Source organism: Sphingomonas sp. PvP018 (genome assembly GCF_017876865.1).
In the GTDB taxonomy this organism is placed as follows: domain Bacteria; phylum Pseudomonadota; class Alphaproteobacteria; order Sphingomonadales; family Sphingomonadaceae; genus Sphingomonas; species Sphingomonas aerolata.
Genome location: NZ_JAGIOU010000001.1, coordinates 533,085 through 550,230, shown reverse-complemented (window position 1 = coordinate 550,230; position 17,146 = coordinate 533,085). Strand labels below are relative to the sequence as shown.

Below are 17,146 nucleotides of genomic sequence, written 5' to 3'. Positions count from 1 at the left end.
ACCGGCGGGCAGGATTGCTGCCCGCCGGTCCATCTGGCTCGCTGGTGGCTTACGCGCCTGCGGCCACCGGCTCGCCCCAACGGACGCCGGTCAGGTACGCAACCGCGGTCGCGCGGCGACGGCGCCAGTTGATGGTGCGCTCGGCACGCAGGCCGACCAGGTTGTTCTGCCACAGCGACACCAGCTGCGTGCCCGTGCCGGTGAGGCCGTCCTGTTGAAGGGCGCTATCCTTCATCTCGAGCGACGCTTCACGACTCATGTCGACCGCGATATCGCCCTCGTCGGCCTCGTAGATGTCGGCCGCATTGACGAGCGCGACGGTCTGGCCGGCATATTCCGACACGATGACCGGCAAGCCCTCGCAGGTACCGCCGAGCATGGTCATGCCGGCGAATTCCTTCTGCCCAAGGGCATTGCTCATCATCGACAGGCCGAGCGCATTGGTTGCCGACATGATCCAGACGCCGGTCGTCAGCGAGTTGTTCGCCGCGATGAACGCCGCCATCGCTGCGCGCGCATCGGCGCGCACTGCATCGGCATCACGGCCCGACGATGCCACCGCGGTCGCGCCGTTCGTGACCGATGCCGGGCGAACGGTATCGACACCGGCATTGGTCGGATTGATGAACGCCAGATCCTGCGTCTCGACCAGCGCGGCCTTGAGCGCGTCGCGCACGATCGACTCCGAGCTCGGGTTCGAGCTGCGCACGTTTTCCTCGGTGAGGACAGCGATGTTGGCAACCTTGAGGCGGCCGAGCACGCTGCGCGTGAAGTCGAACGACGTGAGGGGCTTCGGCTTGCCCTCGCCGACCCAGTAGCCCTCGCCGCCGCCGGTCTGAAGGATGACGGGCTCGTCGAAACCGATCTTCCGCAGCGACGGGATGATGCCGGTGCCGAACTTGCCGAGGATGGTTGCGGGACGGAGGAACTCGGCGAAGTCGACGAACGCGGCGCCCTCGGGGCTGTGGAGAGTCGCTGCCCAGCTGCCGGGCTGGTTCGAACCGGCCGCGACGGCTGCCTTAATGGTTCCGACGACGTCGCTGTCCGGACCATACATGCGCTCGGCGATGACCATCACCGGCTCGTTGTCGAGACGCGAGACAGCGCGGGCCTTGGCATAGCGCGCGAAGGCGATGCCGGGAGCGAGCTTGGGCTGCGCCTTGACTTGGGTCACGCCGCCGCGCTGCGCGGCTGCGGCCGAAGGATCGCGCACGTCCTCGATCGGCTTTGCCGTCTTGGCGATAGTGCGCTCGGCGGTGCGCAGCCGATCGAGGTGCTTGTCGATCGCGACGATGTCGGCGGAATGGCCGTCATATTCCTCCGACTGCGAAGCGTCGAGGGTGGCGCCATCGGTGGCGGCCTTGGTCATGATCGCGTCCATGGCGCCCACGACCGAGGCGCGCTTCGCCTCATACGCGGCGATCTGCTCGGCAAATTTGGTCACTTCAAATCCTTCGAATGGTGTTGATGACGAATGGCTTCGCCCGGTCGCGGGCGGGGTCATCCAGCTTCACCACGCGAACCGATTTGCCGACCGCGGCAGGTTCTGGGTTGGCGGGAATCTCGGGGTCGGGAACGCCGGCTTCCTTGCGCAGGGCGGCGTCGATCGACTTGATCTGGCTGATGATGGCATCGCTGTTCGCGGGGATCGTGACCGCGGACAGCTCGTAAACCTCGGTCTCCGTGTACCGGATGCCACCGTTGTCCATGTAGCTGTACTCGATTGGCCGGAAGCCGATGCTAACCGCACGGACGAGGCCGAGCTTAATCGAGTGCCACGCCTCGTCGAGGCGGTCCTTCAGCGTGCCGGGCTCATCCAGCTTGGCAACCGTAGCCTCGAACACGATCCCCTTGGCGGTCGGCTTCTCGAAGGTCACGCTGCCGATCGGTTGATCATGCTTATGCTGCCACAGCAGTGAAATCGGATTGGCGAACTTGACGCCCAGCGGCTCGATGATGTCGCCGACGCGGTCAACGCTGGGCGACGTCGCAATGCCCCGGATGATGCGGGCGTCGTCGTCAGCCGACTTGATGGTCAGCACACTGAATGCGCGGTTCTGCATGAGGAGGCCTTTCAGAGGAACATGACCTGCAGCCCGGCGCCTGCGGCTTCCGGGTTGCGGGTCATCAGCATCACCGCGTTGAAGGCGGCGACGAGGGGATCGATCTTCGCCTTGCCGGCGACCTGTTTCGTGATGAGCACCGCGTTTCCGCGCTGCTCGGCTTTCGCGTTGCCGACGCACCAAGCCATGAGTTCTTGCCCGCCATGGATCAGCGTGCCGTCCTTAAGCTTGCGTTCCATGCCCCAGACCGCGGCCGAGAGGCGGAAGCCTTGGCTGACGGCCAGCATCTGCTCGGCAGTAAATCCGCGGCCGGCAAGCTCGTCGACCAGCGCGGTGACACCTTGAGGGTCGAGGCCGATCGCTGCCTGCTCAGGAAAAAGCCCGGCGTCTTTCACCTGCTCGAGCAGGTCCGCGACTTCGATCAGATCCTGGGTCGGCGCCTCGCAGCGCACCAGCGTCTTCTCGCCGATGAAGTCGGTCAGCCGGCTTGCAATGTCCTTCCGACGATCGAAAACGTCCTGCTGCGCCCAAGCCTTGCACCAAAGGATCCACTGCTTCGTCACCTTGTGCCGACCCAGCAGTGCCAGGCCGAGCAGATCGTCGAGGCCGCCACCATCGATTCCGGCAACTACGACTTCGCAGATATCGAGGAAGGATCCGAACGAGCCGTCCCATAGGCTCGCTTCGGCTTTGGCACCCTGCCAATACAGCGAGCCGATCCATGCGTCGTGACGCAGGCCAATGCCAATCTCGACATTCAGGTGCTTCGCGTAAAATACAGCGCGAGGCCCATCCTCACCGTGGTCAGCCTCGGCCGCCTTTTCCTCAAGCCAGTCCTGTGTGACCGATCGACCCATGTTCGGGTTCGTGATGAAGAAATTCTCGCGCTTCAGGTGGTCACCGTCCGCGACCATCTCCTCGGGGTATTCGTACAGGACCGGCAGCTTTCGCGGGTCCACGATCTTTCCATCTCGGACGTCGCGGAAGTAGTTGAGCTTCTGCTTGAACACGCCCGCGGGTGGCTTGTCCGACTGCGTCGTCAGATAGATCGTGTACCCTTCGGGGCGGCTCACCTGGCCGCCAGTGGCTTCCTTCAACATCGAATCGGCGTTCGCCATCTCGCCGAACAACCAGAGCTCATCCACCAGCACGCGGCTGGCCTTCTTGCCCGCGACCGTGCCGCTATCTGCCGCAACGATCTTAAGCGTGGATTTCATCTCGCGGTGCGTGATGAGCTTCAGGTGCTCCTGATGCTTCAGGAGATCCGTCAGCTCTTCATCGGCATCGATCATCCCCATGGCCGGTGCGAAGCTGTTGGCCGCAACCTCTTTTGTCGGCGCCAGGATCAGGTTCTCGTCGTAAGAGCGGAAGCCGCAGGCCAGCTCCGTGAGCATGATGCCGGCAGCCAGCGTTGACTTCGTGTTCTTCTTGCTGATCAGCAGCATGTACTCGGTGATCAGCTGCCGATTGGTGTCAGGGTCAAAGGCACCGAACACGGCCGCGGCGAAGTCGAGCAGCCATTCGTCGCTTGCCTCACCGAACGTCGGCTGCCCAGGCAGGTCGACGATCTTAAGCGAGGTGAAAACGGCCATTTTGGCCTCGGCCGACGCCGGGAAAAGAGGCGAGAATGGGATCAGGGATCGTCGGTCGCAGATCCGACGCTTCCAATCCAAGCATGCGGTCGACCAGGTCGGCTGCGCCAACTTACGTCTTTACGACGCTGAGGGCTGGCGTCCCAACAGGCCGGAACCGGCTACCGCCCGCCACCTCTCGTGCGCGATCCTGCGCCGCCGCCTTTTTTCCCTGCGGCGCGGAAGCCTCATTGATCGTCTTAAACGCGGTCGCGAGTTCCTTCAGGGTCTTCGCCCGGCCACCAAGGCTGATCGCGCCGAGCATGCCATCGCGGCGACGCCCATCGCGATCGTCAGCGGTGATCTCCTCGATCATCTCCTCGAGTTTGCCGGCATGCGTTGTCGTCGCCTCCAGCTCATCCAGCATCCGCGACACCAACCCGCGTCCGCGTTCGGCGATCGCGGCAGCATCGGGTACCGGCTCGCGTTCGCGCTCGACTGGCGGCGAAGGCTGCGGAGGCGTCGAAGTACGCACTTTGCGTACCCTGCGTACCACTCGAACCCACTTTTCGGCCTTGGCGCGCTTCCGAATAGCGCCTTCCGAAATTGCGTGCCGGTCAGCTATTTCCCGAATGGAATCTTCGCCGGCCAAGTATTCAAGCTCGATGCGCGTCCAGTCGAAAGATGATTTGCGGGTTGCCATGACGCGGCACCTCCGGCCGAAAAGTACGCACCTCAAAACGTGAGGAGAAAAAAATCTGCGCGTGAGAGCCTATGGGGTCCAGCAGGGCGTGCCCTGCCGATGGTTCGACCCTCCCCCCCGGGGGTGGGGCGGCGTGGTCAGTGTCGTTGGGCGCGCTCAGCGCGCTGCTTGCGGCTGTTGTGGCAGGGAGCGCACAGGCACTGCAGGTTGCGCTCGTCCCAGAAGAGGACCTCATCGCCGTGATGCTGCCGCTTGTGGTCGACGACAAGCTGCGACGTGTCGGCAGTCATAAAGCCGCACCCGGGCCACTGGCAGGTGAACATGTCGCGGGTCAGAATGACCATGCGCAACGCCCGCCAGCGCGCCGTCTTGTAGAGCTTGCGCCAAGGCGCGTGCAGCATGCGGTCCTCGTCGCGGGTGCGCTCGATAGGCGGCAAAGAACCAAGCCCGGGCCGCAGGGATCTGAGGCGGCTGGGTAAAGCTTTGAGCTTGCTCATCAGTAACTACGTGCTTGGAAAACGTGCAATATATACTGAGTCAGTTTGCGACTCGGGGGCACAAGATGAAAGAAATGGAACGCTTTGCGGCTCAGGGCGATAGCGGAGGACGGTACACCGTCATACGATGGATTAACATGACTAGGTTTCACGACCTCGACAGCGGCATCATTACGCATCGAGAGAGCACTGTGTACCAGCTTCTTGACGGCACGCATGTAAACATCAAGGGACCCGGCATCTTCGAGATTTGGGATACCGAAGAGCGAATTTGGGAAGTCCTGGATAGCCCACTTCTGAAAATACAAGGATCCGCCTCGGCTAAAGATTCCGACGCCAATCTGCTCATCGTTTAATGGCGGCATCGCCCATTCCTCGCGAGGAAGTTGAACGAGCGGTGGCAGCGGATCACAAGCAGCGACATATGCACTCTCGCTCCGTAACTAATTAGCGCCCACGTACGGCGGCCCGCAGGTCGATTGCTGCCTGCTCTGCTTGGTCGATCAAGCGCTCACTGCGCCCCTGAGGGCGCGACCCGCTCGACATCTCCTCGGCGATCCGCAGCACGGGTATGCCGATAGCCTCTACATGGTCAGCGGTGGTGAAGCTGAAGGCGCCTCGCGCCGCTCCTCCCATTCCGCACCTCATCTCACGCTCAATTACTTGGCGCCGTCAAATCACCGAGATTCTGCGCGCAAGCGCGCCTGTGCGCCCTGTGCCCTCGCGGCGCAGGCTTTAAAAATTCCCAGCGCGGCGGTTCCAGCGACAGCCGGCTGAGACTTGAGGGCTGCAGCAACAGTTGCGGGAACTCGTCCATCCAGCCGCCCCATATAGAACGCCGCCGTCAAATTCGCGACCTTCCGCGTTGGCTCGTTCTCGGCCTGCTCGCCGACGGCACTGGTTACAACCAGGCACCGGACATCGTCGTTAACCGTCTGCGCGTGCGCCGGAGCGGCAACTAAGATGGATGCGAGAACCAGACTGACGACGTTCTTCATACAAAGTTCCTGAGCGTAGTGGGCCTACAAGCTTAGGCCACATCAACGCACAAAGTAACGTCGCATCTGACCACACCGTGGGACAATCGCTCGGAGCATGGCCCCTGCGTGAGGGGATGAGGGTGGCTAGCCAACGCGCTCTCGAAGATTCTGCGCCAGCTGCTCGACATCCTCGATAAGCGGATTGCTGCGACCAAGATGACGCGATGGGCTGCGCACATTTCTGGAAACCGAAATAGCCGCGAGACGATCGCCTCGGCATGGTCAGCTGTGGTGAGCCGCAATTGCGGTGCGGCCATCTAGACCTTCACATACAGCAAGAGCCGCAACCCTTGCGGGCGCGGCTCTAACAACTGGTTATTCAGATACGATGCGGCAGATTCTATGTCAACGTGTATAATCTGGCGCAGTTCGATAAGGGGAAGGCGCTCCCTGAGATGCGTCCTTGATCCGGTTGAGCTCTCTGCGGTTCATCTCTGTTGCGTCTTGGCTGGCATCGAAGCTAGCCCGCCGCCGGCTCGGTGCGACTTTCTTTCTCGCCTTCCTCACGGGCGCCTTGACCCGTCTGCTGGTATTTGCAGATGCCTTGGTCACAACTGGCATTCCTGCTTCAGGCACGGACTTACCTCGGCTGCTCGGCTGTGAGACCAACGCAACGGCGTAAAGAAAAGTAACGCCAAGGCCGAACTTCCAATGCCGTCTCGCCGAAGCTGCAATCGCGCCCGACCAAGTGGCGGATCGGTGACGGTAACCAGCAAACTGGAGAGATTCCTTGGTTGATGTCTGGGTCGACTGCTGTGCCCGGGCAGCGGTCTCCCGCGTGACCTTTTCTGCTTCGGCGCGTCTGGCTTGCTCGGCGATATCTGCGTCTCGCCGTGCCGTCCTTTCTTTTTCGGCGCGTAGATGTGCGTCGTATGCCGTTCGTCGCTCTTGGGTCTTAAACCACTCCCACGCTTCGTTGATGATCTGCAGAGGCGCCGTCTGCTCCGCAGGAGGTAAAGACCCCTTGCGGATATCTTGTGTTCGCCGAAGCCAGGCCTGCCGAATTTCCTCCCGGGTAGCCGAAGATTCGACCCCCAGCGTTTGATAATGAGTATTCTCTGTCAATGCAGTCGAAGCCCCCGTCACGAAGGAACTAGCCGTAGCATTATTACTTATCAATTCAACGTTGTACGTCACCCAGTTAATAGCCTCTCCTTCATGGCCACGATATCCGCTACAAACTGGACGGTCGTTCGCGCAACTGCTGCCTGCTCGGCGCGAACTTGCGTCAGTCCGGACCCAGCGAACCCTGCTGGCTCGTCAAACCGGCAAACGTTTTCGAAGACGCTCCAATACTTCACCGGGAAATACGCCTTTATACGTTTGAGATCGTCGAGGGCCTGCTGCTCTGTCCAGCCGTCGCCATGCCCCGCGCCGGGGATGCGGGCTAGGTCCATGACTAGCGCCTTGCCGCCCAGCTGCGACCATAGCGTCTCGCAGTAGTCTATCGCTGCGACCTGGCTATCAGACAGCAGTTTGGCAGCCTTCCAGCGCGCGACCGGCGTACCGCCCCGATTGATCAGCGTGTGCTCGGTTACGACGCGGCCCGCATCCCGCAGCGGCACGTCCACGATAGCGTGCATGCCCCGCGCGATCTGAATCGCCGGGGCGCCAATCGCCTCTCCCTTAGCTGTCACTGCCTCAGCCATACGCTGCGCCAGCGTCTTCGGCTGCCGCTTGATCTTCGTGCTTGCCTTTGCTGCCCGCCCCATCGTCTCAACCCTCGCTCTTATAGGTATGTGTCATGCTGCCATCTGCTCGGGAGGCTGCTCGATCTCGGCAAGCGCATCGTCGATCTGATCCTGGGTGATGAAGCCAGCGGCGAGCCCCATGCTGCGCAAGTCCGGCTTCATCGCGCGGATCTGTCCGGCGGTGATCGAGGGCGCGTCCGCGGCCACCTCGCGGCGGCCGGTGCGCATGATCGCGCGCGCGCGGCGGATGGCCGAATCCTCTGGGCTGACCCACTTGGACATGCGCTCTTTCAGCTGGTGCACCGTGGGAAACCAGTCGAGCTCGTCAAGGCAGCGGCGGCAGGCATAGGAGAGGGCGCGCTCGTCGCACCCTTCGAGCATGGTTTGATAGGTCGCGAGCTTGAGCTGGCCCTTCACGACGTCGGTCGCTTGGCTGGGTAGGGCGGCTGCCAGCCCGCCCAGCGACTGCCGAACGCAACGCACGTCCGCAGGCTGCGGCAATGCGACAGCACGCGCGACTGGCTCGATCAACGCGATATCCCGGGTACTGAACACCGCGCCGGGCTCAAAAGCCCGAACGAGCACGGTCATCACGCTCGGCGTCAATGATGGCATCGAGCATTCCGTTACCGGGGCGCCGCTGCTGGTCAGGTCGTTTGCCATTTCGAAAACATCCTTCGATGAAGCTGATGGGGTCGATTGCGCCTTCGCGCTGAGCTTTGCCGAGCGCGACGATCACCGCCTCGGCGCCGTGGTCTCGTTTCCATTTGCCGAGCAGGGTGCCGGCCTTGCCGTTCACGATCCCGGCTTCAGCCAGCAGCGCCTTGCCCTGATCAAACATGACCTTCTCGGGATCGGCGATCTTTGGCGGCGCTGCGGCGCCCGATACGTCAGTATCGGAATTCTTCTTGGGTGAAGGTGATTGTGGCGGGCATTCTCCAAGCAATGCTCCGGGCATGCTCCGAGCATTGCTTGGAGCACCGTTCGAGGATTGCCCCCAGCGTGCTTCGGCAGCCGATTTGGCCTTTCTTGATCGCCGCTCGGCATTGGTCGCAGCCGAGGCCAATTCGGCGTCAATCCGCTTGTGGCGCCACTCGCCGTCGGCGACCTTGAACAGGCGAGCCATGGCAGGCCGATGCTTCTTCCACGTCTTGGTGTCGCACTTGGTAATCTGCTGCAGGACCGCGTCGTCGTCGGGTGCGGGGCCGTTGCGCCAATAGTCGAGGATCAGTAGCAGGTACGCGCCATGCTGCTCGGTGGTCAGGCGCTGGGTGTCGCCCAGATAGTCGCCCACGTAGAGCGGCATCCAAGCTGAAACGGGACGGGTCATTATGTGGTCACCTCGGCGCGCAGCTTGGCGGCATGCTCGATCATCACCGCGGCGCGCGCGTCGAGCGCGTCAGCCGCCGCACGGAGATCGTCACACGAGATCCCGCGCTCGGCGCCGGTTTTCGCGCGCAGGCTGCGGGGTTCGATGTTCATCGCTTCCGCGAGCGCCGCGGCGCTGCCCAGCAGTACGCCAGCCTTCATCAGCCCAGCCATGCGCGGGACCGACAGCAGGTGTGTAACGTGAGCCGCCTTTGCGGCTCGCTTAGACGCCTGACGTTTTGCAAGCGTCTGAGACTCGAGCTGCCGACGTGCATCAGCACGCTCGATCATAGCTCCATCCAACTCAGCCGCGAGGGCCGCTAGGCGGGCCGCTTCTGAGGCTCGGTCAAGAGTTGCGGTCGGCATGTCAGAGCATCCCCGCCGAAACACCGCCGAGTGTCATTGAGGGATCGGAGCGGCGATAGTTGAACCGCTCGACGAGGCCCGCGCCGCGCTTCATGCGGTCGAACTGCTCAGCAAGATAAGGATCGTCGCCGTCACGCTCGGCAATGGCGAGCACAGTCAGTTTGCGAGCTAGTGCGGCATTGCCGCCGGTCTCAGCCATTTTCCCGCGGTATAGGACATAGTTCTTCCGGCCTTTGGGAAGCCAGGTGGCGCGCGCGTCCGCGATCGGGCCATGAACGCGGCCCAGCTTTTTGATCCCGGGCAATTCCTCCCCGCGCGATGCGAGCTCGGCGCGGAAAGCATCCCGCAGCCTATAGGCGCTACTCGAGCCGATGTTCGCCATCAGTGCCGCACGCTTCACCGGCACCTGGTCTAACAGGAGCGCCCGAAAGCGCTCGATGTCGGCGTCGGGGACGCGCGCGGCTTGGTCTACCAGCTTGACGCGGCGGCCATTGGCGTCACATCCGGCCAGCAACTTGCCTTTGCGCTTCAAGCGCGCCACCAGTTTCAATCGGATGCGGACGCAAACCGTCTTGGATACGCCAGTCAGGGCCGAGACCTTGGTGCTGCCCAGGCCGGTCAGCAAGTGAGCCTCGACCTCCTTGCGCTGGGCATTCGTGATCCGCAGGCCGCTATACGCCTCGCCGTGATTCGGGAGTGGCAACGGGCGCTTGCCGCGCAGCTTGAGGTCGGCGCTGTACGCGCGGCGCTCGTTGCTCACCGTTCCGGCGCTGACCGCGAGGTAGATCTGGATGTCCACGTGCTTCATTCCCTTGCGGAGAAGCTCGCGCAGCCGATCGCGGCCGACCGTCGTCAGGTAGCCATTGCCGTCGCGCTCTGCTGGGCGATGACCACGTTTGGCGCAAAGGGCGGCATAGACGGCGTTCTGCACCGTCGGCGCGCTCATGCCGATCTCGCGCGCCACTGCCTCCATTGACAGGCCGTCGATATCAAACAGATGGACCGCGCGGTCGAGCAATGGTCCGTGCAGTGCCATCTGCTTTCCACGGTGCAGGCGCTTCCCCAGCGTCGTCATGCGGCGAGCGCCCGGCGAAGCTTCATCGGATCCGCAGCCGGCTTCGGCGCCATGCGACTGATCTCGCCCGCCTGGTCAATCTCGATCACGACGTCATCGCAACCCAAGATCTCAAGTGAACGCTGCTCGATCTCGACCGACATCCGCCGGATCGCGATCTCCGCATCAGATCCGGACGTCACGATCGCCAACGGTTGGCCGCGCCTAGCGGTATATCCGCCCGCGCCGTCCGCATCAGCCGCTGCGATAAGCAGGCCGTCGAGCATCAGTTCCCAGCGACCGCGCTTCGGCTTCGTCCAGGTCAGCGTCAACGGCTGAGCCGAGGCCATGTAATCCGAGAACGAGATGCCCCAGTCCCGCGCGTAATCGCGGGCAGCATGACGCGGCGTGCGGATCAGCTCGGCCGCCTCGCCCAGCGTTTTCCCCTGCTTGGACAGGTTGGACAGGTAGCAAGCGACCATCGCCTTCTCGGTCGACACGCCAGCCTCGGCCGCTACCTGCGAATACAGGCGTCCTTCATTCTGCATGAGAACCTCCATTGCGCTTCACGATCTGGAGGACGCGCTCGGCGGGAAGCGCGTAGGATCGCGCGAGCGTTTCGATGTTGAGGGGGCCGATGCAGGCCTTCACGTGATCGGCGAGGACGCCTTCACGGTGCAGTGCGTCGCGCTGGGCTTTGTCGGCGCGGCTCACTTGATCGGCTCGCCGAGGAGGTCTTCGACAAGAAAATGCGCGGCGAAGAACAGGTCTTCCCCAGCCTTGACCGTCTTCTCGATCGGACCGCCGTCAGCGTTCCAAGCGCGTGACGCCTTCCGGAACGCGGCGATAAGCAGCGCGTGGTCTGTCGTAGGCCACAAAGAACCGTCCGCAGAACCGGGCTCAACCGGCACTGCGCTATTGAGCGCGTCCATAGTCATCTCCGTTGCGGAGTTTTCCGCGTGTTATTCGTTGATCGTAGAGGGCGTCAGGGAGCCGCGAATGGCTCCAGGATCTGAATCATCATCACCGCGTCGTCGCGCAGCTCGGCGCGATCGACGTGGCAATATCGGCCGTCGGCGCCGGCGCGAGCGAACTCGGCCGCACCGGTCATCAGCTTCGAGATCACCATGGCGGGGGCGTCGGCGGCCGGGTCGAGCTCGCGCGCGCCCTGGCCGATGACGCTCAGCACCCGGTCGGTGAACTCGACGCCGAAGAAGCTGGCGAGGATCAGGAGATTGCAGCCGCTGGGGCACCGGCGATCGCCGCCGCTGGCGATCATTGCCGACAGGGTGCGCGCTGGGATCTTCGTGCCCAGTGCAACGTCCTCCACCGAATGTTGCCGCCCGCGGCCCATCAGCAGGCCAATTGCCTTGCAGATCTCGTCCTCTGCCATTTCCGGCGAAATCATCGAGCTATTCGTCACGGACATTGCCCTCCAGACCGAGGAAAGAGGTGTCATGGAAACCGAGAAGCTGATCACCGCCCCGAGAGCCGTTCGCCTCGCCGTTGCGCGCGCGCTGCTCGAGCATTGCCAGCTCATGGCGGCAGCACAGGTCCACCAGCCAGACGAGGCCCGCGCTGGCGAGCGTGACGATGATGATGCCAAGGACTGTCATGCGGCTTCCCGATCACGAGACGGACAAACCGGCTGCTGGCAGCACCGAACCGCAATTGCAGCTTGGCTACCGCAGGCCGTGCAATGCGTGACGTCGAGGACCGGTGCCTCGATGTACGAAGGTTCCGATGCAGCATGGAAACCGTACCGCTGCGCGCCGATCGCGATAATCGCGGTCGCGGCGCCAGCGACGCGGGACGGCTCCATGGAGGGGAGGGTGAGCAGCATCTATGCGAACTCCACATGCACTGGCAGGATGACAACATGGCCACTCTTCTCGAACGCGACATCGCCAGGCGGCAAACCATCAGAGCCTTGGTCCGCGAAAAGCTCGCGACCAAAAGCCTCGATCGGGTGCGCGCCGATCTCATCGATAACGCCGGCTACAACGCCTTCCAATTGGAGGTCATGCGCGAGTGGATCGCGGAGAAGGAAGCTGAGGCCGAAGCCGAGAGAATGCGGATCGAGCATCGCGATCTGCGAGACGCGCGCGCCGACGAACATGCCGAAGAGAGCCTGCGCATCTCCCGAAGCGCGAAGAACGCCTCTTGGTTTGCGACCGCAATCGCTGTTCTCGCGCTCGTCGTTGCTGCCTACGCCGCGCTGCGACAGTACCCAATCAATCACGATCCAGCCCCCGATCAGCGCGGTTCCTCTCAAATATCTGAACAAGTCGGCAAATCTGCCGATAGGAATACGCATTCGCCAACGGCGAAAGAACGACCAGCGCCACAACGGTAAGACACAGGGCCCAATCGCTCATGCCGCTTCCTTCTGGTCGATCGGCTGGGAATGCGTCGCCATGAAGGCACGGATCTTCGCATCGGTTTCGGGCCAAACCCGGCGTCCTCCGCGGATGTCGCGTACGAAGTGCGGGTCCTTGGCGGCCAACCGGCCAAACGTGACCGGAGCCATGTCGTGGAGCGTCAGGAACGCTTCGATCGTCTCCGGTAGCGGGGGAAGTGGCGTGTCCATGGATCAACCATGTACGTAGGACGCGTCCTACCGTCAAGTGGAAGATGTAGGACGCGTCCTAGCATTCAGCGCGCAGCGGAAATGTGGGAAGGCTCCTACATGTCCGAACCCGAACAGTCCCCTCTGCAGGCGGCCGTCAAAGCCGCCGTCGACGAAAGCGGCAAGGCGCGTGACCATCTCGACAAGATTCTGAAGGAGCGTCTGAAGACCTCTGGCAAGCCACTGTGGGACATCGAGCGCGGGAAGAGCAAGAAGCCTGAGCCACGCACGCTGCGAGCAGTCGAGATCGTTCTTGGCATAGCGCCAGAGACATTGGTGGAGCTGGTCCACGGCGCGGCGGTCAAGCCGCCCGTCGCCGACAAGGCGGCGTCCGCCGACGACGATTTGGTCGAGGTGCAGCAGATCGACTTGGCGTATGGAATGGGCGCGACGTTCACCGACAACCCGGTAAACGTCGACTTGATCCGCTTTCCGAAGACTTGGCTCGAAGCGATCACACATTCACCCCCGGAGCTGCTGACCTGGGCGCGGGGAAGTGGCGATAGCATGGAGCCGACGATCCACGACGGCGACATAGTGCTGCTCGATAGGTCGCAGCGGCGCGTGGCAGTACAAGACGCGCTATGGGCGTTCACCATTGGCGACATCGGCCAGATCAAACGGCTGCGGGTCAAGGGGGATCGAATGGTGATACTTTCGGACAACCCCAATGTGCCGGCTGACGAGGAATTCATCGATTTCGTGAATATCGTTGCGCGCGTGATCTACATCGGAAGGCGGGTATGATGCTGCGAGGCCTGCGATTAACTGCCTGCCTGCTCTGCGGCACGGTGAGTGCCGCGACGGCCGCCGGCCAAACCGCTCCGCAGGCGGCAAGCCCAGGCGCGCAGTTTCCTTTCCATTTCCGGTCGCTCCACGTTGGAGCGCCGCGGCCGACCGGTAAAGCGAAGGAGGCATATCGCCGCTGCGAAAAGCTAGAGGCGACGCTGTACTGCTCATTCCCAATGGACATGCGGATTGCTGATATCCCGGTTTTCGGTGAGGCAATGTTCGCAGAGACCGGCTTCTCGGAGATGCGGCTGTCGTTCGGTAGCAAGGTCGCCTCGGACGTTAGATCCGCGCTGACAGAGCGATATGGCGATCCGTGCGCCACTTCATCGGGCGAGGTGCAAAACCTGTATGGCGCGAAGTTCACCAGAGAGACGGCGTCGTGGTGCTTTTCCGACGGGATAGCGACTTTCCAGTCAGCCGGAGCGACGATCGGCGAAGGCGCGTTCAGGTTTGCGAGCACAGCTATCGTCAAGCGAGAAAACCGAAAGTTACCTGCCGACTTTTAGCGGTGGGACACGTCCTACTTAATTGTTGACACCGTAGGACATGTCCTACTAACGAAGCCCAACAGGCCATTCCGGCATGTTGGGAGACGATCGTGGCCGAGCAGGCTTCCACAGATTGGATCGAGTGCGATGGGGCAGGGTGCCCTGTCTCGGATCTTGCGCGCGTCCACGTGCAGTTTCGGTTCGATCGCGACCGCCACACAGCGGAGCTGGCGAACCCCGCCATCGGCGTTCCGGCGCATGTCTACAGTGACTGCTGGATCCATCAGGGGGCCAAGTCTGACATCGTAGCTTGCCGGGTGGTCGCGTAATGGCCTTGCCCGCTCGCATTCCGAAGGCGTCCAAGCGCGCCAGCCGCTGGATATCGAAGCGTCACCGCACGTTCGTTGCCAGCTTCGCCTGCTGCAAATGCGGTTCGATGAGGTCGGTCGAGGCCGCGCACGTCCGTATCGGGTCTAGTGCTGGCATGGGTCAGAAGCCGGATGACTGGCGCACCGTAAGCCTTTGCTCTGCTTGTCACAGGGGCCCGCGCGCCGACGCGCAGCATGCCATGGGCGAGCGATCGTTCTGGGCTGGCATCGACTATGAGCGCCTAATCGTCGAGTTCATTCACGCGAGCCCGCTGTGCCGCGAAATCCTCGCCGCGCAGGCTGATCGCGCGCTGGGCGTCGCAGCATGACCGGCCCGAGCATGACCTGCGATCCGGACCTCGATACCGCGATCACCGAGTTTCGCTATGTCGCGCAGCGCCTCCGCACGCTCGACCAGCAGATGCTGACCGCCGCGGTCGACCGCTACAAGCACTTTGCCGCGATCAAGCACGAGCGGGCCGAGCTGTGGGCAAACCTGCGGGGCAAGGCTGAGAAGCTGCAGCTTGTGCCCGAGGACCACCACCTCGGCGCCCGCGCGCTGCTGCTGGTCACGGAAGTCGCGTGGATCCTCCATGCTCGCACTCGCCGCAAACCGACCCCGGCGATGATCAAGGCCATGGTGCGCGACATGGGCGAGCTCGCCGAGCGCGAGCGCCTCGAAGCCGAGGCCGACAAGGTCGAGACGGAATTTCGCATGCGGACCCTCGCAGTCCGCGTCTCGGCCGCCGAGGCCGTCACCCGCTACATCGAATTGAGCGCAGCATGACGCAGGCTATCACCCCCTCGTCGCTGTGGCAGGGCACCCCGCACCCGACCTCGCGCTGGACGGTCGAGCAGATCGGCACGCTGATGAAAGAGGGGCGGGATCCGGTATCGGTCCCGACTGCGGCTGTCCTGCGCCGCCCGCGGCAGAACCCCGACGATTGGACGATGCCGCCCAAGGCTGTCGAGCTCGTCCTCCCGCGTCTTGCGATCACGCGGGACGGGCGCCGCGCCAAGATCATCACGCCCGCGGGCGCAACCCAGTGGCTGGACATTGTTCATGGTCGATAAGCACCTCATCACCGCGATCGCAGAATCGGGGATCGCTGCCGAGGATGCGCAGGACATGGCCGAACGCGTGTTCGGTGCCGTGCTGGCGTCGCTGGCCGCGGGTCGGACGGTCCAGATCCCCGGCGTGTGCCGGCTCAGGGCGCCCCGCAAGCCCGCATGGGTGCCCGGTACGCTGAAGCGCCAGGCCGTCGAGCAGCGCAAGGTCGGCATCGTGCACCCCGCCATCATCGAGCAGGGCGCGCCTTACGAGGTCGCCAAGCCGATCGATCCGCAGGTTTCCAGCCACGCATGGGGGCAGGCGATCCGCGCCGCGGCCGAAGGGCAGGGGCAGTGAGCTACCTCGACCCCGCTGGCGCAGCTCTGCGCGCACCGCTTCCCCCAATCCCCGATCTGATGGGCATCGTCTCCGCGGAGATCCTGATCGACCTGATGATCGCCATCCTCACCCTTGGAGATCGCCCATGACCTGGAACCTGTTCATGTACGGCGCCGGCTGGGCGTGTCTCGGCGTGATCGCGATCATCGCGGCCGTGATCTTCGTCGACGACCTCTATCACCGCTGGCCCCAGATCATGACCGCCCTGCGCGGCAACGATCGGCCTGGCTTCGTGCCCCTCTCCCCGACTACCTCGGTCCGCCCCCTCCGGACGTCCGTTCCTTTGTTGCGCGCTGTCGAGGCTGGCGCGCAGCCAACCAATCTGGCGGTCCACGGTGGTTGATGTAGCCGACATGGCGAACGGCGTGGACCAAGCCGCGTTCGACCGCAGCGTCCGCGCCGCGCGCGCCCCGATCTCGATCGGCGTCGCCGGTGGGAGCCAAGAATATGGCGATCGGGCAGCACACACTGGCAGCGGGGGACTGAATCACGCTGAACGTACCGCGGGGTCTGTTGCAGGTCGCCGTACCGTCACGCCGTTTCCACAAAATCGCGGCATGATACCACGGCGGAGATACTCAGCCCGGAATGCCCCAGTTGGCATCCTCGTTAGCGGCCTTGGCCGTTCGAACCAGATGCTCGACGTAGTTCTGAAAAACCGGAACTGTAAACGTGACGAGCGTCGGTTCGCCCTGTGGCTCCTTGAACGTCAGGACGACGAACCGGCTGCCTTCCTCGTCAAGTACGAGTCCGGCCTCCATCGCACCAGTGCCGCTGGGAGTGATGATCGTCGCTGCCATGGTAGTGCCTCTATGGTCGTCCAAAGAGCTGCTTTAGCGCCGCGGAACCGCCGCGTCAGCGTCCGTCGAGATTTACGCTGCGTCGGCGGCCGTTTGCGACGCGCCGAGGTCATTGGCAGCAACAGCTGTGTTAGTCGCGGATACGACACGAGCTGTACCGCCTCGCGCCTTCGTCCTGCGATATTCCAGATAAAGTGCAATCAAAGAAAACATGGCGACCTCAAGACGAGTCCTGCTGGATGGCAGGACAGGCTCGGCACATGTGA

The 17,146-nt window shown here is 63.1% G+C and carries 29 protein-coding genes; 10 read left to right on the top strand and 19 right to left on the bottom strand.

What is annotated here, in order from left to right:
* Positions 1 to 49: 49 nt before the first annotated feature.
* The 5 genes from J3A66_RS02315 to J3A66_RS02295 form a co-directional block, all read right to left on the bottom strand.
* Positions 50 to 1,444, bottom strand: a complete 1,395-nt coding sequence (locus J3A66_RS02315) for a phage major capsid protein (protein WP_209566806.1) — start codon at positions 1,442 to 1,444, stop codon at positions 50 to 52.
* Between the two features lies 1 nt (position 1,445).
* Positions 1,446 to 2,063 carry an HK97 family phage prohead protease gene (locus tag J3A66_RS02310; RefSeq protein WP_192070233.1) on the bottom strand — a complete coding sequence of 206 codons (618 nt, stop codon included), beginning with the start codon at positions 2,061 to 2,063 and terminating at the stop codon, positions 1,446 to 1,448.
* Between the two features lie 11 nt (positions 2,064 to 2,074).
* Positions 2,075 to 3,655 (bottom strand): terminase TerL endonuclease subunit, encoded by a 1,581-nt coding sequence (locus tag J3A66_RS02305; protein ID WP_245336673.1) that lies wholly within the window; start codon positions 3,653 to 3,655, stop codon positions 2,075 to 2,077.
* A 112-nt stretch (positions 3,656 to 3,767) separates the two neighbouring features.
* The gene (locus J3A66_RS19190) at positions 3,768 to 4,337 is read right to left on the bottom strand and encodes a hypothetical protein (protein WP_245336671.1); all 570 of its coding nucleotides are present in this window, start codon (positions 4,335 to 4,337) and stop codon (positions 3,768 to 3,770) included.
* A gap of 137 nt (positions 4,338 to 4,474) precedes the next feature.
* On the bottom strand, positions 4,475 to 4,834 hold the full coding sequence (locus J3A66_RS02295; RefSeq protein WP_209566804.1) for an HNH endonuclease signature motif containing protein: 360 nt from the start codon (positions 4,832 to 4,834) through the stop codon (positions 4,475 to 4,477).
* Between the two features lie 65 nt (positions 4,835 to 4,899).
* On the opposite strand from J3A66_RS02295, the gene J3A66_RS02290 reads away from it, so the two are divergent.
* Positions 4,900 to 5,190 carry a hypothetical protein gene (locus tag J3A66_RS02290; protein ID WP_209566802.1) on the top strand — a complete coding sequence of 97 codons (291 nt, stop codon included), beginning with the start codon at positions 4,900 to 4,902 and terminating at the stop codon, positions 5,188 to 5,190.
* A gap of 321 nt (positions 5,191 to 5,511) precedes the next feature.
* Here the strand turns inward: J3A66_RS02290 and J3A66_RS02285 are convergent, their stop codons facing one another.
* The 12 genes from J3A66_RS02285 to J3A66_RS02230 form a co-directional block, all read right to left on the bottom strand.
* On the bottom strand, positions 5,512 to 5,832 hold the full coding sequence (locus tag J3A66_RS02285; RefSeq protein ID WP_128082055.1) for a hypothetical protein: 321 nt from the start codon (positions 5,830 to 5,832) through the stop codon (positions 5,512 to 5,514).
* Between the two features lie 387 nt (positions 5,833 to 6,219).
* Positions 6,220 to 7,011 carry a hypothetical protein gene (locus tag J3A66_RS02280; protein ID WP_209566800.1) on the bottom strand — a complete coding sequence of 264 codons (792 nt, stop codon included), beginning with the start codon at positions 7,009 to 7,011 and terminating at the stop codon, positions 6,220 to 6,222.
* Positions 7,008 to 7,586, bottom strand: coding sequence for a hypothetical protein (locus tag J3A66_RS02275; protein ID WP_209566798.1), 579 nt, complete (start codon positions 7,584 to 7,586; stop codon positions 7,008 to 7,010). Before J3A66_RS02275 ends, J3A66_RS02280 begins: the two co-directional genes overlap by 4 nt.
* Before the next feature lie 30 nt (positions 7,587 to 7,616).
* Positions 7,617 to 8,156 (bottom strand): hypothetical protein, encoded by a 540-nt coding sequence (locus J3A66_RS02270; RefSeq protein WP_209566796.1) that lies wholly within the window; start codon positions 8,154 to 8,156, stop codon positions 7,617 to 7,619.
* The gene (locus tag J3A66_RS02265) at positions 8,131 to 8,895 is read right to left on the bottom strand and encodes a DUF1376 domain-containing protein (protein WP_209566795.1); all 765 of its coding nucleotides are present in this window, start codon (positions 8,893 to 8,895) and stop codon (positions 8,131 to 8,133) included. The genes J3A66_RS02270 and J3A66_RS02265 overlap by 26 nt, the downstream gene beginning before the upstream one ends.
* A complete protein-coding gene (locus J3A66_RS02260; RefSeq protein WP_209566793.1) occupies positions 8,895 to 9,224 on the bottom strand; it encodes a hypothetical protein in 330 nt (109 codons plus the stop codon). The genes J3A66_RS02265 and J3A66_RS02260 overlap by 1 nt, the downstream gene beginning before the upstream one ends.
* A gap of 76 nt (positions 9,225 to 9,300) precedes the next feature.
* A complete protein-coding gene (locus J3A66_RS02255; RefSeq protein ID WP_209566791.1) occupies positions 9,301 to 10,374 on the bottom strand; it encodes a hypothetical protein in 1,074 nt (357 codons plus the stop codon).
* On the bottom strand, positions 10,371 to 10,901 hold the full coding sequence (locus J3A66_RS02250) for a hypothetical protein (RefSeq protein ID WP_209566789.1): 531 nt from the start codon (positions 10,899 to 10,901) through the stop codon (positions 10,371 to 10,373). The genes J3A66_RS02255 and J3A66_RS02250 overlap by 4 nt, the downstream gene beginning before the upstream one ends.
* Complete coding sequence (locus J3A66_RS02245; RefSeq protein WP_209566787.1) at positions 10,891 to 11,067, bottom strand: hypothetical protein; 177 nt, start codon at positions 11,065 to 11,067, stop codon at positions 10,891 to 10,893. Before J3A66_RS02245 ends, J3A66_RS02250 begins: the two co-directional genes overlap by 11 nt.
* Complete coding sequence (locus J3A66_RS02240) at positions 11,064 to 11,285, bottom strand: hypothetical protein (RefSeq protein WP_209566785.1); 222 nt, start codon at positions 11,283 to 11,285, stop codon at positions 11,064 to 11,066. Before J3A66_RS02240 ends, J3A66_RS02245 begins: the two co-directional genes overlap by 4 nt.
* A gap of 53 nt (positions 11,286 to 11,338) precedes the next feature.
* Positions 11,339 to 11,776 carry a hypothetical protein gene (locus J3A66_RS02235; RefSeq protein WP_209566783.1) on the bottom strand — a complete coding sequence of 146 codons (438 nt, stop codon included), beginning with the start codon at positions 11,774 to 11,776 and terminating at the stop codon, positions 11,339 to 11,341.
* Positions 11,766 to 11,969 (bottom strand): hypothetical protein, encoded by a 204-nt coding sequence (locus J3A66_RS02230; RefSeq protein WP_209566781.1) that lies wholly within the window; start codon positions 11,967 to 11,969, stop codon positions 11,766 to 11,768. The genes J3A66_RS02235 and J3A66_RS02230 overlap by 11 nt, the downstream gene beginning before the upstream one ends.
* A gap of 134 nt (positions 11,970 to 12,103) precedes the next feature.
* Between J3A66_RS02230 and J3A66_RS02225 the strand changes: the two genes are divergently transcribed.
* Positions 12,104 to 12,709 (top strand): hypothetical protein, encoded by a 606-nt coding sequence (locus tag J3A66_RS02225; protein ID WP_209566780.1) that lies wholly within the window; start codon positions 12,104 to 12,106, stop codon positions 12,707 to 12,709.
* A gap of 18 nt (positions 12,710 to 12,727) precedes the next feature.
* On the opposite strand, the gene J3A66_RS02220 is transcribed toward J3A66_RS02225, so the two are convergent.
* Positions 12,728 to 12,943 carry a hypothetical protein gene (locus tag J3A66_RS02220; protein ID WP_209570578.1) on the bottom strand — a complete coding sequence of 72 codons (216 nt, stop codon included), beginning with the start codon at positions 12,941 to 12,943 and terminating at the stop codon, positions 12,728 to 12,730.
* Between the two features lie 99 nt (positions 12,944 to 13,042).
* On the opposite strand from J3A66_RS02220, the gene J3A66_RS19185 reads away from it, so the two are divergent.
* The 8 genes from J3A66_RS19185 to J3A66_RS02185 all read left to right on the top strand — a co-directional run bounded on the left by J3A66_RS19185 (position 13,043) and on the right by J3A66_RS02185 (position 16,423).
* Positions 13,043 to 13,729, top strand: a complete 687-nt coding sequence (locus J3A66_RS19185; protein WP_245336670.1) for a S24 family peptidase — start codon at positions 13,043 to 13,045, stop codon at positions 13,727 to 13,729.
* On the top strand, positions 13,729 to 14,280 hold the full coding sequence (locus tag J3A66_RS02210) for a hypothetical protein (RefSeq protein WP_209566778.1): 552 nt from the start codon (positions 13,729 to 13,731) through the stop codon (positions 14,278 to 14,280). The genes J3A66_RS19185 and J3A66_RS02210 overlap by 1 nt, the downstream gene beginning before the upstream one ends.
* Positions 14,281 to 14,590: 310 nt before the next feature.
* The gene (locus J3A66_RS02205; protein WP_245336669.1) at positions 14,591 to 14,959 is read left to right on the top strand and encodes a DUF1364 domain-containing protein; all 369 of its coding nucleotides are present in this window, start codon (positions 14,591 to 14,593) and stop codon (positions 14,957 to 14,959) included.
* Complete coding sequence (locus J3A66_RS02200) at positions 14,956 to 15,417, top strand: hypothetical protein (RefSeq protein WP_056408198.1); 462 nt, start codon at positions 14,956 to 14,958, stop codon at positions 15,415 to 15,417. The genes J3A66_RS02205 and J3A66_RS02200 overlap by 4 nt, the downstream gene beginning before the upstream one ends.
* Positions 15,414 to 15,704 (top strand): hypothetical protein, encoded by a 291-nt coding sequence (locus J3A66_RS02195; protein ID WP_209566776.1) that lies wholly within the window; start codon positions 15,414 to 15,416, stop codon positions 15,702 to 15,704. Before J3A66_RS02200 ends, J3A66_RS02195 begins: the two co-directional genes overlap by 4 nt.
* Positions 15,694 to 16,038, top strand: a complete 345-nt coding sequence (locus J3A66_RS02190) for a hypothetical protein (RefSeq protein WP_056408202.1) — start codon at positions 15,694 to 15,696, stop codon at positions 16,036 to 16,038. The genes J3A66_RS02195 and J3A66_RS02190 overlap by 11 nt, the downstream gene beginning before the upstream one ends.
* Entirely contained in the window at positions 16,035 to 16,169 is a 135-nt protein-coding gene (locus J3A66_RS19400) for a hypothetical protein (RefSeq protein WP_281064158.1), read from the top strand. The genes J3A66_RS02190 and J3A66_RS19400 overlap by 4 nt, the downstream gene beginning before the upstream one ends.
* Complete coding sequence (locus tag J3A66_RS02185; RefSeq protein ID WP_209566774.1) at positions 16,166 to 16,423, top strand: hypothetical protein; 258 nt, start codon at positions 16,166 to 16,168, stop codon at positions 16,421 to 16,423. Before J3A66_RS19400 ends, J3A66_RS02185 begins: the two co-directional genes overlap by 4 nt.
* A gap of 235 nt (positions 16,424 to 16,658) precedes the next feature.
* On the opposite strand, the gene J3A66_RS02180 is transcribed toward J3A66_RS02185, so the two are convergent.
* Complete coding sequence (locus J3A66_RS02180; protein WP_146163707.1) at positions 16,659 to 16,880, bottom strand: hypothetical protein; 222 nt, start codon at positions 16,878 to 16,880, stop codon at positions 16,659 to 16,661.
* Positions 16,881 to 17,146 lie beyond the last annotated feature (266 nt).

Coding starts and splice junctions, on each gene's coding strand:
- J3A66_RS02305 (WP_245336673.1), bottom strand. CDS start 3,655: ATGGCCGTTTTCACCTCGCTTAAGATCGTCGACCTGCCTGGGCAGCCG.
- J3A66_RS02195 (WP_209566776.1), top strand. CDS start 15,414: ATGACGCAGGCTATCACCCCCTCGTCGCTGTGGCAGGGCACCCCGCAC.
- J3A66_RS02220 (WP_209570578.1), bottom strand. CDS start 12,943: ATGGACACGCCACTTCCCCCGCTACCGGAGACGATCGAAGCGTTCCTG.
- J3A66_RS02200 (WP_056408198.1), top strand. CDS start 14,956: ATGACCGGCCCGAGCATGACCTGCGATCCGGACCTCGATACCGCGATC.
- J3A66_RS02210 (WP_209566778.1), top strand. CDS start 13,729: ATGCTGCGAGGCCTGCGATTAACTGCCTGCCTGCTCTGCGGCACGGTG.
- J3A66_RS02290 (WP_209566802.1), top strand. CDS start 4,900: ATGAAAGAAATGGAACGCTTTGCGGCTCAGGGCGATAGCGGAGGACGG.
- J3A66_RS02190 (WP_056408202.1), top strand. CDS start 15,694: ATGGTCGATAAGCACCTCATCACCGCGATCGCAGAATCGGGGATCGCT.
- J3A66_RS02255 (WP_209566791.1), bottom strand. CDS start 10,374: ATGACGACGCTGGGGAAGCGCCTGCACCGTGGAAAGCAGATGGCACTG.
- J3A66_RS02295 (WP_209566804.1), bottom strand. CDS start 4,834: ATGAGCAAGCTCAAAGCTTTACCCAGCCGCCTCAGATCCCTGCGGCCC.
- J3A66_RS02185 (WP_209566774.1), top strand. CDS start 16,166: ATGACCTGGAACCTGTTCATGTACGGCGCCGGCTGGGCGTGTCTCGGC.
- J3A66_RS02310 (WP_192070233.1), bottom strand. CDS start 2,063: ATGCAGAACCGCGCATTCAGTGTGCTGACCATCAAGTCGGCTGACGAC.
- J3A66_RS02240 (WP_209566785.1), bottom strand. CDS start 11,285: ATGGACGCGCTCAATAGCGCAGTGCCGGTTGAGCCCGGTTCTGCGGAC.
- J3A66_RS02180 (WP_146163707.1), bottom strand. CDS start 16,880: ATGGCAGCGACGATCATCACTCCCAGCGGCACTGGTGCGATGGAGGCC.
- J3A66_RS02250 (WP_209566789.1), bottom strand. CDS start 10,901: ATGCAGAATGAAGGACGCCTGTATTCGCAGGTAGCGGCCGAGGCTGGC.
- J3A66_RS02270 (WP_209566796.1), bottom strand. CDS start 8,156: ATGACCGTGCTCGTTCGGGCTTTTGAGCCCGGCGCGGTGTTCAGTACC.
- J3A66_RS02230 (WP_209566781.1), bottom strand. CDS start 11,969: ATGACAGTCCTTGGCATCATCATCGTCACGCTCGCCAGCGCGGGCCTC.
- J3A66_RS19190 (WP_245336671.1), bottom strand. CDS start 4,337: ATGGCAACCCGCAAATCATCTTTCGACTGGACGCGCATCGAGCTTGAA.
- J3A66_RS19185 (WP_245336670.1), top strand. CDS start 13,043: ATGTCCGAACCCGAACAGTCCCCTCTGCAGGCGGCCGTCAAAGCCGCC.
- J3A66_RS02275 (WP_209566798.1), bottom strand. CDS start 7,586: ATGGGGCGGGCAGCAAAGGCAAGCACGAAGATCAAGCGGCAGCCGAAG.
- J3A66_RS02260 (WP_209566793.1), bottom strand. CDS start 9,224: ATGATCGAGCGTGCTGATGCACGTCGGCAGCTCGAGTCTCAGACGCTT.
- J3A66_RS02285 (WP_128082055.1), bottom strand. CDS start 5,832: ATGAAGAACGTCGTCAGTCTGGTTCTCGCATCCATCTTAGTTGCCGCT.
- J3A66_RS02225 (WP_209566780.1), top strand. CDS start 12,104: ATGGAAACCGTACCGCTGCGCGCCGATCGCGATAATCGCGGTCGCGGC.
- J3A66_RS02205 (WP_245336669.1), top strand. CDS start 14,591: ATGGCCTTGCCCGCTCGCATTCCGAAGGCGTCCAAGCGCGCCAGCCGC.
- J3A66_RS02265 (WP_209566795.1), bottom strand. CDS start 8,895: ATGACCCGTCCCGTTTCAGCTTGGATGCCGCTCTACGTGGGCGACTAT.